At 30.8% G+C, this 15,057-nt stretch carries 12 protein-coding genes, 1 pseudogene and 1 riboswitch; of the genes and pseudogenes, 6 read left to right on the forward strand and 7 right to left on the reverse strand.

The features are described from left to right. Positions 1-217: 217 nt before the first annotated feature. Both KPL38_RS20310 and KPL38_RS07580 read left to right on the forward strand, forming a co-directional pair. A pseudogene (locus KPL38_RS20310) lies at positions 218-805 on the forward strand (TetR/AcrR family transcriptional regulator). Positions 806-952: 147 nt separating this feature from the next. Beyond that, positions 953-2,410 carry an MDR family MFS transporter gene (locus tag KPL38_RS07580; RefSeq protein ID WP_216288545.1) on the forward strand — a complete coding sequence of 486 codons (1,458 nt, stop codon included), beginning with the start codon at positions 953-955 and terminating at the stop codon, positions 2,408-2,410. A 102-nt stretch (positions 2,411-2,512) separates the two neighbouring features. Here KPL38_RS07580 and hydG read toward each other — a convergent pair whose 3' ends face one another. Then, a complete protein-coding gene (gene hydG / locus KPL38_RS07585; RefSeq protein WP_216288546.1) occupies positions 2,513-3,931 on the reverse strand; it encodes a [FeFe] hydrogenase H-cluster radical SAM maturase HydG in 1,419 nt (472 codons plus the stop codon). A 75-nt stretch (positions 3,932-4,006) separates the two neighbouring features. Further along, a complete protein-coding gene (locus KPL38_RS07590) occupies positions 4,007-4,261 on the reverse strand; it encodes a TM1266 family iron-only hydrogenase system putative regulator (protein WP_216288547.1) in 255 nt (84 codons plus the stop codon). A gap of 373 nt (positions 4,262-4,634) precedes the next feature. Further along, positions 4,635-4,739: riboswitch (TPP riboswitch) on the forward strand. 85 nt (positions 4,740-4,824) lie between these two features. Between KPL38_RS07590 and thiT the strand changes: the two genes are divergently transcribed. Further along, positions 4,825-5,469 carry an energy-coupled thiamine transporter ThiT gene (gene thiT / locus KPL38_RS07595; RefSeq protein ID WP_216288548.1) on the forward strand — a complete coding sequence of 215 codons (645 nt, stop codon included), beginning with the start codon at positions 4,825-4,827 and terminating at the stop codon, positions 5,467-5,469. Positions 5,470-5,481: 12 nt separating this feature from the next. Here the strand turns inward: thiT and KPL38_RS07600 are convergent, their stop codons facing one another. The 3 genes from KPL38_RS07600 to KPL38_RS07610 form a co-directional block, all read right to left on the reverse strand. Beyond that, positions 5,482-6,024 carry a carbonic anhydrase gene (locus tag KPL38_RS07600; RefSeq protein ID WP_216288549.1) on the reverse strand — a complete coding sequence of 181 codons (543 nt, stop codon included), beginning with the start codon at positions 6,022-6,024 and terminating at the stop codon, positions 5,482-5,484. A 167-nt stretch (positions 6,025-6,191) separates the two neighbouring features. After that, on the reverse strand, positions 6,192-6,956 hold the full coding sequence (locus KPL38_RS07605) for an HD-GYP domain-containing protein (protein ID WP_246577868.1): 765 nt from the start codon (positions 6,954-6,956) through the stop codon (positions 6,192-6,194). 516 nt (positions 6,957-7,472) lie between these two features. Further along, positions 7,473-8,918: an NAD(P)/FAD-dependent oxidoreductase gene (locus KPL38_RS07610; protein WP_216288550.1), complete on the reverse strand. Its 1,446-nt coding sequence runs from the start codon at positions 8,916-8,918 to the stop codon at positions 7,473-7,475. 201 nt (positions 8,919-9,119) lie between these two features. Between KPL38_RS07610 and KPL38_RS07615 the strand changes: the two genes are divergently transcribed. Together KPL38_RS07615 and KPL38_RS07620 are read left to right on the forward strand one after the other, a co-directional pair. Further along, a complete protein-coding gene (locus tag KPL38_RS07615) occupies positions 9,120-10,130 on the forward strand; it encodes a DUF3048 domain-containing protein (RefSeq protein ID WP_216288551.1) in 1,011 nt (336 codons plus the stop codon). Positions 10,131-10,263: 133 nt separating this feature from the next. Beyond that, entirely contained in the window at positions 10,264-11,661 is a 1,398-nt protein-coding gene (locus tag KPL38_RS07620; RefSeq protein ID WP_216288552.1) for a hypothetical protein, read from the forward strand. Between the two features lie 99 nt (positions 11,662-11,760). On the opposite strand, the gene KPL38_RS07625 is transcribed toward KPL38_RS07620, so the two are convergent. Continuing rightward, positions 11,761-12,162 (reverse strand): hypothetical protein, encoded by a 402-nt coding sequence (locus KPL38_RS07625; RefSeq protein ID WP_216288553.1) that lies wholly within the window; start codon positions 12,160-12,162, stop codon positions 11,761-11,763. Positions 12,163-12,963: 801 nt separating this feature from the next. Here KPL38_RS07625 and KPL38_RS07630 point away from each other — a divergent pair. Beyond that, positions 12,964-14,349: an amino acid permease gene (locus KPL38_RS07630; RefSeq protein ID WP_216288554.1), complete on the forward strand. Its 1,386-nt coding sequence runs from the start codon at positions 12,964-12,966 to the stop codon at positions 14,347-14,349. Positions 14,350-14,388: 39 nt separating this feature from the next. Here KPL38_RS07630 and KPL38_RS07635 read toward each other — a convergent pair whose 3' ends face one another. Further along, on the reverse strand, positions 14,389-15,042 hold the full coding sequence (locus tag KPL38_RS07635) for a cysteine hydrolase family protein (RefSeq protein ID WP_216288555.1): 654 nt from the start codon (positions 15,040-15,042) through the stop codon (positions 14,389-14,391). Between the last annotated feature and the right edge of the window lie 15 nt (positions 15,043-15,057).

A 15,057-nucleotide genomic window follows, 5' to 3' on the forward strand; every position in this document is an offset into this window, starting at 1 on the left:
CTTTCTGATTTTGTCCACCTCATTTCTTAGTCATGAGGTTTTATTATACTATATTCTTTTTGGGACATAATCAAATTCGGTATAATAGGACATTATCACAATTCGATCATACTAAATACAGTTTTAATTAATTATATCTTGACAAAGTTTAGATATAACTTATAATATACATATAGACCAGTCGTTATATTATAATTTAAGAAGGGACGATAAATTGATGAAAAACAAGACTAATTCAAGAGAAAGAATTCTTAGTGTTGCAGCAATTCTTTTTCAATCTAAAGGATATAATGCCACAGGATTAACCGAAATTTTAAAGATAAGTGAAACGCCAAAAGGTTCTTTATATTATTATTTCCCTAATGGGAAAGAGGAGTTGGCCTTAGAAGCCATACACCTAGCAAGCAATTCTATCAAATCAAAATTACAGATTGTATTGGATAAGTATTCAAATCCAATTGAAGCCATTCAAACTCTTATTAAAAATATAATTGGAGATTTAGAAAAAGAAAGAAACCAAAAGGGCTTTTCTATAAGTCTGATAGCATTAGAAACTTATTTGTCAAACGAACCGTTAAGATAAGCTTGTAGTGAATCTTTTACAGATTTACAAAACATGTATATTAAAAAATTAGTCCAAAGTGGAATTGAAAAAGAAGTTGCAAAAGAATTAGGAGTTTTTATACAAATTATTATTGAAGGTGCTATAACAGTATCACTTACTCAAAAAAGTAATGATATCTTTCTTATTGTTAGCAATCAAATAAAATTTTTATTGACCCCTTATTTAAATAACAAACATTAAATTAATATAAATATTAAATGTACATTTTGCTAGAATGTTTTTTAAGATGGTAGTTAAAAGCTAATTAATAAAATATTTTCAAAATGTATAAATTATTTTAATTTTTATATAGACTAGTCTAATATTATTCAGAGGAGATTATAATTTATGAATTCAGAAAAAAGTTATGCCAAAGTGGCCGAGCATTATAATGCAAAAGCAATTATGATTGTATTACTACTTGGAAGTTTTATATCACTATTTAACGAAACCATACTCAATGTAGCATTTCCGACATTAATGGTAGAAATGCATATTACAGCAACTACAGCACAATGGCTTACTACAGGTAACGTATTAGTAGTTGGAATTCTTGTGCCAGTTACAGCTTTCCTTATTCGCACATTTACTACAAAACAACTGTTTTTAAGTGCAATGACATTATTTTTAATAGGAACTATTATGGCTGTATTTTCTACGTCATTTATTTCATTATTAATTTCAAGATTGATCCAAGCATCCGGTACCGGTATGCTTATACCTATTTTAATGAATACAGCATTAGTCGTAAACCCTCCAGAAAAACGTAGTTCAACAATGGCATTATGCATTTGTGTAATTACATTAGGTCCTGCACTTGGTCCAACAGTTTCAGGTTTATTACTACAATATTTTAGTTGGCATGCATTATTCATATTAATACTTCCCATAATAATTATTTGTATGATTTTCGGTTATATATTTTTAGAAAACACATCAGAAATAACAAAACCAAAAATTGATTATTTATCTATCTTACTATCAACTGTAGGTTTTGCTGGATTTATATTTGCAGTAAGTTCAGTAGGTACGATGCAGACATTGCCACTTGTTATAATTTTGGGAATTAGTCTTATATCCTTATTTTTGTTTGGTAAACGTCAATTAGCATTAAAAGAGCCTCTCCTAGAATTACGCTCATTTAAACATCCGGTGTTCACAATAGGTGTATTATTGATCGTAATAATGCAGATATTACAGTTTTCAATGAGTATAATAATACCAATGCTATTACAAAATGGCATGAAAACATCATCGTTTGTATCAGGAATTGCTTTACTACCTGCAATTCTTGTTATGGCTATATTAACCCCATTTGTTGGTAAACTTTATGATAAAATAGGTGGTAAAATATTAATTTCAGTTGGCTTTGCAATAATATGTATTTCCGCTTTCATATTATCTCGCATTACTCCACAAACTTCTATAACAACAATTATTATTATATATTGTTTTATATGCATAGGAATAGCTATGTCAATGTCACCTAGCCAGACAAGTGCACTTAATGAATTACCACATAAAAATCAAGCAGATGGTGTTGCAATATTAAACACCTCGATGCAACTAGCTGGTGCTTTTGGTTCAGCTTTATTTTTAGGAATTATGACTGCTTATCAAAATAGTTATTTAAATAACGCACATAATGCAAATAATTCTGCAAATCAAATAAATGCTTTATACAATGGTTTTTCTCATTCGCTTACCGTTGCTGCCATAATAATTGCAGTTGGTTTTATATTAACATTAAAATTAAAACATGATACTAAAAATATTATTGGAGAAGAAGCTCAATTTCGCTCGTAAGGTTTTGCTTTCAAACTTAGTAATTATTCTACCAATTATGTAAATGATTTAACAAAATTACAAAAGAGGTGTAGCAAATTCTGCTACACCTCTTTTGTAATATTAAAAACGGAAATCTCGTTTTCCATCATGAAGCTCTTTTAAATGTTCTGCTGCAATAGCACGAATCTTTTCATTTTTAATGTTAGGAATTTCTTTCTTAATTACTACCTCACCCTTTTTCTTGGTGTCATCAGAAGCATAATCCTCCAAGTATTCCTTAAGAGTCATTAATGCGTTAGGTTGACAACAATTGCTGATTTGACCGGCCTTTACAAGTTTCATAAAACGATCACCTGTACGTCCTTCTCTGTAACAAGCTGTGCAAAAGCTTGGAATATAACCAAGTCCCAAGAGCCAGTTTACAATCTCGTCCAATTTTCGTGTATCAGTTACTTCAAATTGCTTTGAATTATCTTCTTTCGTTTCTTTTTGTGCATATCCACCAACACTAGTACATGAGGCTCCGCTTACCTGAGATATTCCTACTTCAAGCACTCTCTCTCTGCTTGTTTTAGATTCACGAGTTGAAACAATCATTCCAGTGTATGGAACAGCTATACGAATAACTGCTACAATTTTAGCGAAAACATCATCTGAAATTGAATTTGAAAATGTATTGGGATCAATATCATCAGCAGGACAAATACGTGGGACACTAATTGTATGTGGACCCACACCCATTGCTGCTTCTAAATGCTCTGCATGCATTAGAAGTCCTACAAAGTCATAACGATACATATTTAAACCAAACAAGACTCCGATTCCTACATCATCAATCCCACCTTCCATGGCACGATCCATTGCCTCCGTATGATATGCGTAATTATGTTTTGGTCCCGTTGGATGAAGCTCCTCATAGCTTTTTTTGTTATAAGTTTCTTGGAAAAGTATGTAGGTACCTATTCCTGCTGCCTTGAGCTTCTTATAATCCTCTACAGTTGTTGCAGCAATATTTACATTAACACGCCTTATAGCTCCATTTTTATGTTTAATACTATATATGGTCTTGATACTTTCAAGCAAATACTCCATTGTGTTATTCACAGGGTCTTCCCCTGTCTCTAAAGCCAATCGCTTGTGTCCCATATCCTGAAGTGCTATAACCTCTTTAACAATTTCTTCTTGAGTAAGTTTTTTACGATGTATTGTTTTATTTTTTGAGTGATATGGACAGTACACACAACCATTTATACAATAGTTCGAAAGATATAAAGGAGCAAATATAACAATACGTTTACCATATAGCTTTTGTTTAATCTCTTTTGCAAGCTTAAACATTTTTTCTTTTTCATCTTCTAAATCACATTCAAGAAGTACCAATGCCTCTCGATGAGTTAACCCTTTACAGTCTTTAGCGCGTTCTATTAAACTATCAATCAATTTACGATTGCTTTTATTTTCCTTTGCATATGCAAGGGTAGATAAAATTTCACCATCTTCAATAAACTCTGTTGCAACTTTTGACTTAGAATCATACATAGCATAAACTCCTTTTAATGTTATTGTTTTTTTAGCTTTATCGACTTATAATACATAGTTTAAGCGTGTTTTTATTTATTGTGGTGGTACTTTAGAATAAAGTGTTTTAATGTTTACATGTGGTATCATTCCAAGTTTACCTGATAATGAACTGATAACATCATTAGGTGCATCCATAACTACACTTATTACCGAAATATGCCGTTTCATATAGGGAATTCCCATTCTACCTATAATATACTGCCTGTATTCGTGGAGAATAGCGTTTAGCTTTGGAACTGCATCCCCGTTTTCAACGATAATTCCAATTAAAGCAATTCTTGTTTCCATCAACAAAATCCTTTCTTTTAAATAAAATAAAAAGTCCCTGCGCCAAGAAGGCACAAGGATAGGTTGTCAAAACCAAAGACATATCTACAAATGTATATCTTTGATAACATTACAACTATTCTCTCGCCTTCTCATTCGGGACGAACCCTTATGCATTCAGAACGATAACTTTATTAATATAATTTGCAACAGACGAAACTGCATTTGTAATCTACAATATAAAATCACTTACACCGTAACACTCCTAATAATAAATAGCAAGCTAATAAACTTTCTATAATCTACATTTATTATATCCTCATTTTAATTAACAATCATTTTAAATTTGTTGTAAAATGTAATACACTATTATATAATTATATAGAAATAATAATATATGTGCTAGGGGTGCCTTATGGCTGAGATATGAAGACTTTATTCATTATCCCTTATACCTGATCTGGATAATACCAGCGGAGGGAAGCGGTTATAATGTATAATACATTAACTATATTCCTTTGTGAATATAGTTTTTTTGTTTTTACCATAATACTTCTATAGCACAATACATGGAGGCTATATAAATGACTTATAATGAAAGAATTGCTGAAATTACCAAAAGTCCTACTGCTCTTTTTGCACTACTTGGAGTGTTCTTATTAATTTATTTAATTTTAAGGATAAGGAAAATAAGATTTACTACTCAAATGATTACTTTAGTTGGTATATCTGTCGCATTATCTACAGTATTACAACTTATTACAATTATCAAATTACCCCAAGGTGGTAGTGTTACTGCTGGAAGCATGGTACCCATCGTATTAATAGCTCTATTTTATGGTCCTGAAGTTGGATTTTTAACAGGCTTCTTATTTGGAATTATTAATTTTATAATGAGTCCCTTTGCTCTTCATCCTGTTCAAGTATTATTTGATTACCCCCTTCCTTTTATGGCTATTGGAATTGTTGGTTACTTTAGATCATATAATACTAAAGGAATACTTATCGGAGTAATTCTCGCAATGCTCGCAAGATTTGCATGCCACTTTATATCCGGGGTTGTATTTTTCGGAAGTTATGCTCCAAAAGGCACCTCAGTATATCTATACTCACTTTTATATAACGGTTCATATATGAGTTTAGAAGCCATTATCACTTGTGTAATTATAGCAATTTTACCTATAAAGCGTTTATCTAAGCTAGTTAAAAAACAAACTAGCTTAAATTAAGAAATGCATTTGCTAATCCTCTTTAATTAAATACAATAAATTATCATCTATATTATAATAAAGTGGAGCAATTAATATGTTAGGATATTTAGTCCTTAACCTACTAGCTTCTTCAAGCACAAATTCTATTTCATTACCTATTTCAAACATTGGGGCAAAGTTCATAAAATGATCTTCTGCCCTTTTTCTTTCCCATCCCACTACATCAACAAGTCCTTGAATAAACTTTTCTTTTTTTGACATCAAATTAACCATACCACAATGATTGTGAGCTATAAGCGCAATAGTTTTAATTCCTCCTATAGCTATAGTGTAAGAAACCTTAAATTCACTAAAGCGTAGAGTTCCTCCACCAGAACGAATGATAAATGCAAAATTGTTTGGTATATGAAGATATTTTCTGTTATCCATGCACATCGCTATTAACATTTGTGGACTACTTACATCCTCATATGGCTTCAATAAATCATGATATTCCAACAAATCACTTATAGGTGTGTTTTTATATTTTGCAAATATATCCTCTTTATTATTAATTTTTATTAATCTATCCATATAAGACACTCAACTCCTTTGTTTTCAGTCTATCTTAAATTTATTATCTTAACATTTAAAGTTTTTAATACTTAATCTTTATTAATATCTATTATAGTATAAGTTTTTGCATTATAATAGATATTTTATTTTTACTAAGTAAGTTGCTTACTCCATAAGTAAGTTGCTTACTCCATAAGTAAGTTTATTGCAACTTTAACTATCTCAGGATTAAATTGTTTACCCATATACTCCTCTAGAATTTCGAGTGCCTGATTATTAAACATTGCTTTTCTATATGCTCTTTCAGAAGTCATTGCATCATATGCATCCGCTACTTGTATTATTTGTGATTCAAATGGTATTTCATCACCTTTTAATCCTTGTGGATATCCTGTACCATCATAATTCTCATGGTGGCTGTAAGCAATATTTGCAACAGTGGTAAAATCACTTATTTTCTCTAAAATTGTCTTAGTATATATAGGATGTAGTTTAATAATATTATACTCATCCTCAGTGAGTTTACCTGGTTTGTTTAATATTTCTGTTGAAATTCCAATTTTACCAATATCATGCAGTAATGCTGCAGTGCCAATCTCTTTTATTTTTTCTTTTGACATTCCAAATTCAATTGCAATGTCACAACTATACTTCCTTACTCTTTGTGCATGACCTTCTGTATATTTATCCTTGACTTCAATAGCCGATACTAAAGCACTTACGATATCATCATACATCTTAGTCTCTTTGTCATGAAAAACCTTTTGAGAGTAAAAATTAGATATTATCTGTGCGTAAAACTTTAGTATTTTTTTAGAGTTTTTTGAAAAACCAGTTTTATTAAAAACATCAAGGCTTATTAACCCCACATTCACTCCCTCAACCTGAACTGGAGCATATAACGATGTGAAATCTGAATAAGTTCCAAGCTTTTTAAATATTTCTATCATTTTCTTTGAAAACTTTGTATCATCACGTTTTTTTATATATATTTTATGTGCATCTATTCTAGAAACATCTGAGCACTCATAATCAATAAAAGCATCAGTTCTGTTAAAAACTAATTTTTGAAGTGTTTCAAAATCGTATCCTTTAGTAAATACGGGTATGTATTTATCACCATCTAGCTCATAAAATTAACCTTTTTCTGCTTCTGGTATCAATTTAAAAGTACTGACAAAAACTTTCTTTAAAAAATCTTATTTACCCATATTATGAATGTTAACAAAAGAATCGAATATATCCATCGCTTTATCATAATTAATGTCTTCTTCTTTTGTTTTCATTAATATTACCCCCATAAAACAACAAATTATTGTATATATTGTATCATTAATACTTGTTTAATAGAAGAAAATCCAATATCTATATATAATATTATTAATAAAATACATATACAAATTATGGACAGTGGAGGCGATATTAATTTGAAAACCAAATTTAAGCTTTACCAGGCTTTACTCTTCTTAATATTTAAGTTTTCTAATTATATTTATATCTGCCTTAACTGGTGCTTTAGAACTACTGCTACCCCGCTCGCTTACATTTTCTAAAGGAATATTTAATTCTCTTGATATTATTGCTTTAACCCTATTTCTACAAAAACTTCCTTGGCAAGTTCCCATTCCTGCTCTTGTACGTCTTTTAATTGCATCAGTCGAATTAATTGGTATGTTTCTATGAATAGCATCAATAATTTCTGCCTCTGTGACCTTCTCACATCTGCATATTATGTTTTTTGATGAATCTTTATCATCAATTTTTCCATTAAAATTATTGTCTTTTTTAACTACTATCCCTTTTCTATACGGATTAAAATTTTTCTTTTCTTCGAGACTTAGGCCTGATTTTTTCAGTATGTTTAGTACCATTTGAGCAATTGCTGGAGATGATGTAAGTCCTGGAGAATCTATACCAGCCACATTTATAAATCTTTTTACTTCACTTTCTTCAATAATAAAATCACCTGTGCTACTAACGGCTCTTATACCCGAAAAAGAAGTTAATGCTCCTCGCAGATTAAAATCAGGTATAGATCTTCTCGCCGCCGTAATTACATCTTTTAAAGTCTCCGTGGTAGTCGATACATCATCTATATTACTCACTTCTTCTGCATTAGGTCCTATCATAAAATTACCATGATACGTTGTTGTTACGAGTATTCCTTTTCCTTTATCTGTAGGCACTTGAAAAATAACGGTATTTACAAGGTGGCCTTGCTCTTTACCCATTAAAATATATTGACCTCTCTTTGGTATTATCTTAAAGTAATTAATTCCTACCATGTTAGATATTTTATCACTATTAACACCTGCAGCATTTATAATGTACCTTGCTTCTACGTCTTCCTTATTTGTGTGTATAATAAATTTGTCTTCTACTTTTTCTATAGATGTTACTTCATGCTCAAGCTTAAGTTCTACACCGTTTGTTATAGCATTCTCAACTAATGCTATAACAAATTCATATGGTGATGCAACACCTACGCTTTTAGCATATAATGCTACTTTTACTTCACTATTTAAATTTGGTTCAATTTCTTTTAGTTTTTCGCCTCTTATAACTTCTAGATCATTACATCCTAGCTTTAACCCATTTTCATAAAGTTCTGATATTTTTTTCTCATCAGATTCATCAAATCCTATCACCAATGCTCCTGTTTGCCTATACCCAAAATTTAACTCTTTCTCAAGTTTTTTATACATCTTATTTCCTATCCCACATAATTGTCCTTTTAATGTACCATATTTAGCAGCGTAACCCCCATGAACAATACCACTGTTCGCTTTTGACGCTTTAGTTGCAACGTCATCTTCTTTTTCTAATATACCTATATTTAAATCATATCTTGAAAGTTTTCTTGCAATAGCTGCCCCCACTACCCCTGACCCTATAATAATTACATCATACATAAAATCACCCTCCAAATATATTCTCATGCTTATTTATTAATAAAACCTATTATGTTATCTATTATAATATAAATATTAGCATTATAATAGATTTTTTGGTAATATTAGGATAATGTTAAAACATAGTACTTTAAATAGTTTATAATAAAGGAAAGTATAACTAGACATTTTTCTAAATAATATACTAAGGAGATGCTTAATTTGAAAAATAAATCGATGCTACTATTATGTATAATTATTTCAGTAGGTTTTATAACTCAGGGATGTAACAAAAAATCTGAATCTATTGTTACCCCCAGCAAATCAAAACCCTCAGTTAGTACAGTTCAAAAATACTATTCCCCATATACTGGTGAAGAGGTCAAAAAAGAAGTATTAAACAATATTGCTGTACTTGCTATAGTAGAAAACTCTGTATCTGCAAGACCTCAATCAGGTTTAAACGCTGCAGATATAGTTTATGAAACCATGGCTGAAGGTGGAACCCCTAGATTTATTGCTTTATTTCAGAAAGAAAATGCAAAGAAAATTGGACCAATTAGAAGTGCCAGGCCTTATTTCTTAGATATAGCAAAAGAATATAATTTACCCTTTGCACATTGTGGAGGAAGTCAAGAAGCCCTTAATAAAATAAAAAATGAAAACCTAATGAGCATGAATGAAATGTCAAATACCTCTACTTATTGGAGAGATGCAATAAGAAAGGCACCCCATAACCTTTATACTTCTACAGAAAAGTTAAGAACTCTTGTTAAAACTAAGAAATTTTCATACTCACCTGCTGTTAAATTGAAATTTGACAAAAGCTATTGGAATAATGATAAATTTGCAAAAGCTACAAATGTTCTACTAAAAATGAATAAACTCTACACCACTAGTTACACCTATAAAAATGTTCTTTACTTAAAAAGCATGGATGGAAAAACTTCACTTAATAATGAAGATAATCTTCCTCTAACCTTTAAAAATATAGTGATACAAATCACTTCTATTAAAAAGCAAAAAGATGGAGTTCATTTAAACATTCAGCTTGTTGGCACAGGTGATGGTTATGTTATTAGCAATGGTAGGTTTGTTAAAATGCACTGGTCTAAAAAAGATTTCACATCACAGACTGTCTTAACAGATGAAAAAGGTAATACCTTACCCTTAAATCCTGGTAAAACTTGGTGGAACATTGTAGATAAAAGCACTGTTATTGACATTAAATGAATTACAATATAAAGCACAAACTCGTATTTTACAAAATAAACCATTAAGTAGACAAATAAGGATATAAAATACTGTAACCAAGTATGTATTTTGTCATAACCTAATATTATAGTAATTCTAATTGGAGTAGTTGATGATTAATGTAACACTAACACCTCTCCATTATATATATCTTATCTTTATTATTATAATAATATTTGCTATGGTGAAGAAGAAGGATATAACACTTATATGTATATTAGGTATATTTATTTTAGGCATTGCAGGTACTGGTTCTATTTCAAAGTCTACAATGGGAGTATTTAATAGTTTCGTCTACGCAACAAAAGAATTAATGCCTACCATTTTCATAATATCAGTTGTAACTGCTATGAGCAATACTCTTGTGGCTTCTGGCATAAATGACGAAATAGTATCTCCTTTTAAAGGGATTATTAAAAATTATTGGGTAGCTTATTGGGTTATTGGAATTGTTATGATGATTTTATCTTGGTTTTTCTGGCCATCGCCAGCAGTCGCTCTCGTTGGCGCATTATTTTTACCTATTGCTATTAAAGCCGGATTGCCCGCCATGGGCGTTGCTATTTCTATGAATTTATTTGGACATGGCATAGCTCTATCAAGTGATTATATTATCCAGGCAGCACCTAAACTTACTGCCGGTGGAGCGGGCATTCCTATTTCGAGTGTTATATCTGCAAGTATTCCACTTGTGATCACAATGGGTCTAGTTACAACTATAGTAGCCTTTTATTATCTTAGGCGTGATATAAAAGCAGGTAGACCACTAAGTCAAATCAAAATAGTAGATACAACTAAGGATATAACAGAGACTATGCTTATTTCTTCAAAAATGATTAGAAGAATTATGGCGATACTTATCTTAGTTCTTTTCGCAGTAGACATCTATATAATGTATACTTCAAAGCTTCAAGGTGGAGACGCCACGGCTCTTATTGGAGGTACCGCCATATTTGTATTAAGTTTAGTTTCTATATTTACTTATAAGGGTAAATCACTTGAGAAGATTACAGATAATCTTGTCAAAGGTCTTCAATTTGGATTCAAGATATTTGGTATTGTTATTCCTATAGCTGCTTTCTTCTATTTAGGGGATTCAGCTCTTAATGATATTTTCGGAAAAATACTTCCCCAAAATTCTAACGGAATAGTCAATGACCTAGGCGTTGCTCTATCAAACCTCGTTCCACTCAATTCTGTTGTTTCAGCTGGTACAATTACGGTTGTTGGTGCAATTACAGGACTAGACGGCTCAGGTTTCTCAGGTATACCACTCGTTGGTTCTATTGCTAGAATTTTTTCAACAGCACTCGGTGGTGGTATAGCAACACTTACAGCACTAGGGCAAATAGCTGGAATATGGGTAGGTGGTGGAACAATAATTCCTTGGGCAGTAATACCAGTAGCCGCTATTTGTGGTGTTGATCCCTTTGAACTTGCTAAGAAAAATATTAAGCCGGTAATTATAGGTTTAGTAGTTACTACAATAGTTGCTATATTAATTATTTAATAACTATTATATGTAATTAAAATTATTTTTATACTAAATTAAAAATTAAAAAAGGACTTGCCTCAGTATAACTGAGACAAGTCCTTTTTCTTAATATTATTAGGCTTTTTCTATATCTTTTTCGATTTTTATCTTCTTAGCTGTTTCTGCCTTATCAACATTTTCTTTTACACTATCACTACAAAGCTCAGCTTTAGCTAATAATGTTAAAGACGTTGAAATCTTTTTATTAACTATACCAACACCTAACAAAAGAAATGCAATACCTTCATACAAAGCAATTGGTTGAAATATTCCTGGTAGCAACTGTGATGTCATTAATGCTTTTTTTACAGTAGCAGCTGAATAACCCTGAGCTACAGCTTGGCTATAACTAGTTTTATACAAGTAAATATTGTTAATTAATAATGCAACTCCTAGAATTGCTACAATTGCAGCTACAACATAAAAAACATTTGAAATAACAGATTTTTTAGATACATTTTTAGAATTTTGATTCATAATAATTTTTCCCCATTTCCGCCTTAGTGGCTATAATATAAATTTCAATTTAAAATTGATGTAATAACTTTTTTTAGTATAGTATGTTTTTAAAATTATAAATAAACCTTTCGAAACACCTTTACTTCATAATAACAATGTTACCAAATAATTGTTGCATTTAAGTGTCAATATTGTTAACATTTTATTACTAAGTTCTTCAAAGCCCTTTAGAACAAACATTTTATTTAATGATTTGTTCATATTAAATATTATACACCATAATTTGTTAGATTCATATTAATTACTACTATGTAAACTAATTTTAAAAGCTATAATTTTATCTATTTTACTATTATACATACTAACAAATAACAATGCAGGTATTATTGTATAGTAGCTAGAGACTTATTATTAAATAATAACTTTATTATAATGAAATTATATATACTTGTCATATTATAATGTGTTTTGTAAGAATAGGCTTAGGTAAATTTCATTATTTTATCATAATGAAATTTTATCACAAAGCTTAGAAAATGATAAAGAATTATAGCATGTGGCACTTCCTTAGTATGGTTGGCCTAATATTACAAATTTTTATGCTTTCAAGTTTTCTAAATATTCTATATAATGGTTCTTAATACTATTCCGTATTCAAATTACAGTATAAAATTAAATTAATTTTATAGTTTTGAAAAAAGGAGGGCAGGTTAATTAGGGAAATCTCAATATAGTTAATATTGTATATTACACAAACTCTTTTACGTAATTGGAATAATAAAATATAACCGAAACTTTATATAAGGAAGGAAAGATATTATGAATATTTGGAAGAAAAAAACCTTAGAACAGATGTTACATTCTGCAGAAAAATCTGATTTAAAAAAGAATCTTACATCATTTGATCTTGCAGCACTTGGAATAGGTGCAGTCGTGGGAACAGGAATTTTTGTTTCTACAGGTGTTGGTGCTCATTTAGCAGGTCCTGCAGTTGTTTTGTCATTTGTTGTAGCCGCTATAGTAAGTGGTCTTTGTGCTCTTACCTACGCTGAACTTGCTACAATGTTTCCAGTTGCCGGTAGTACTTATTCATATTCTTATGTTGCTTTTGGTGAATTAGTAGCCTGGATTATAGGCTGGGACTTAATGCTTGAATATTTAGTTTCCTCAGCTGCAGTTGCTTCTGGTTGGTCAGGAACCTTTGTAGGATTATTAAGTTCTGCTGGAATAAATTTACCTATAGCTATAACCAAAACACCTGCCAGAGGTGGAATTATCGACTTACCAGCTATTCTTATAACAATGCTTGTAACGTGGATATTATTTGTAGGAATCAAAGAAAGCGCAAAATTAAATGATAAAATTGTTATGATAAAAGTTGGCGTAATTATTTTATTCATAGCACTTGGTATATTTCATGTTAATTTGACTAATTATAAGCCATTCGCTCCCTTTGGATGGAGTGGTGTTATGGCAGGCGCCTCAATTATATTCTTTGCATATATTGGTTTTGACGCAGTTTCAACTGCTGCTGAAGAAACTATAAACCCCGAGAGAGATGTACCTCGTGGTCTTGGTATCTGCCTTGCAGTAGTTATTGTACTTTATGTTACTGTCGCACTTGTTATAACAGGCATGGTTCCCTATAAAGAAATAAGCGAAAATAATGCTGTTCCAGGTGCACTTGCGCGGTTTGGCATTAACTGGGGAGCTGCTTTAGTTGGAACAGGTGCTGTTATAGGCATGATATCAACACTGCTCGTAATGCTCTATGGACAAATAAGAGTATTTATGGTTATGTCAAGAGATGGACTACTTCCAAAGGTCTTCTCAAAAGTTCATCCTGTCCATAAAACTCCTACTCTTTGTACTATTATCACAGGTACTATTGCCGCTATAATGGCAGGATTCTTACCATTAGATGAAATAATAAAACTCTGTAATATAGGTACATTATTTGCATTTATTCTTGTGTCTATTGGGGTCATAGTGCTTAGAAAAACTATGGCAAATGTTAAAAGAAAGTTTAGATGCCCATGGGTACCAGTTTTACCTATAATATCAGCACTAGCATGTTTTTATTTAATGTCAGCCTTACCACTAGTTACATGGATTAGATTTGTAGTCTGGTTATTAATTGGAATAGTAATTTACTTTCTATATGGCAGACATCATAGTATACTTCAAAAGGAAAGCTCAAAATAGAAAAACAAGAAAACATCCCTTTTAATTATTACTTAATTTTTATTTTATTGTATCTACTACCTCTATCCCATTCGACTTCATTTCCCATAAGGATATAACCTTCATTAAATCACCATCATGTGTCCCAAAGTTGAAGGTTTCAACTGAATCTATCGGCACAATAATTCTTCTATCTATATTCTTTTCATTAAAATAAGTTTTTAATGTTTCTGCAAAATGCTTAACACATATATCCGTTGAGCATCCTTCTATAATGTAATTTTCAATTTGCAACTCATTTTCATGGAGCCACACTTTAAATTCTGGTGCATGAAACCCATTAGTACTATTTTTATGTATTATTGTGGTGTTACTATTTATTGTAGCTCCACAGTTTAATGCAGGAATAAGCTCTGCTTCTTCACTATTTTTTACACAATGTCTTGCATAAATTTTAAACTCTATAGAATTTTCATCATGTTGTTCTAAAAAAAACACCTTTTTATAACCAAGTGTTCGCTCATTAATAGACACAATATTGTCTACAATTTTTTCAACTCTTGGTGATGACATTATTCCTGCATGAACAAATCCGTTAACCATATCCATAACTATTAAAGCTGTTTTTTCTTTTTGAAGGTTAGTTAAATTAATTACCTTACCCTTTATTTCATTTTGCATATCAAATATCTTATTAATTAATAAATTTATCATATATACCTTTTCCCC

It is taken from the genome of Clostridium psychrophilum (genome assembly GCF_018861705.1).
GTDB lineage: Bacteria > Bacillota > Clostridia > Clostridiales > Clostridiaceae > Clostridium_AD > Clostridium_AD psychrophilum.

What these genes read in the sequence shown, in the direction of transcription:
- KPL38_RS07620 (WP_216288552.1), top strand. Translation starts at nt 10,264, where the DNA reads ATGATTAATGTAACACTAACACCTCTCCATTATATATATCTTATCTTT.
- hydG (WP_216288546.1), bottom strand. Translation starts at nt 3,931, where the DNA reads ATGTATGATTCTAAGTCAAAAGTTGCAACAGAGTTTATTGAAGATGGT.
- KPL38_RS07605 (WP_246577868.1), bottom strand. Translation starts at nt 6,956, where the DNA reads ATGATAGAAATATTTAAAAAGCTTGGAACTTATTCAGATTTCACATCG.
- KPL38_RS07580 (WP_216288545.1), top strand. Translation starts at nt 953, where the DNA reads ATGAATTCAGAAAAAAGTTATGCCAAAGTGGCCGAGCATTATAATGCA.
- KPL38_RS07610 (WP_216288550.1), bottom strand. Translation starts at nt 8,918, where the DNA reads ATGTATGATGTAATTATTATAGGGTCAGGGGTAGTGGGGGCAGCTATT.
- KPL38_RS07635 (WP_216288555.1), bottom strand. Translation starts at nt 15,042, where the DNA reads ATGATAAATTTATTAATTAATAAGATATTTGATATGCAAAATGAAATA.
- thiT (WP_216288548.1), top strand. Translation starts at nt 4,825, where the DNA reads ATGACTTATAATGAAAGAATTGCTGAAATTACCAAAAGTCCTACTGCT.
- KPL38_RS07600 (WP_216288549.1), bottom strand. Translation starts at nt 6,024, where the DNA reads ATGGATAGATTAATAAAAATTAATAATAAAGAGGATATATTTGCAAAA.
- KPL38_RS07590 (WP_216288547.1), bottom strand. Translation starts at nt 4,261, where the DNA reads ATGGAAACAAGAATTGCTTTAATTGGAATTATCGTTGAAAACGGGGAT.
- KPL38_RS07625 (WP_216288553.1), bottom strand. Translation starts at nt 12,162, where the DNA reads ATGAATCAAAATTCTAAAAATGTATCTAAAAAATCTGTTATTTCAAAT.
- KPL38_RS07630 (WP_216288554.1), top strand. Translation starts at nt 12,964, where the DNA reads ATGAATATTTGGAAGAAAAAAACCTTAGAACAGATGTTACATTCTGCA.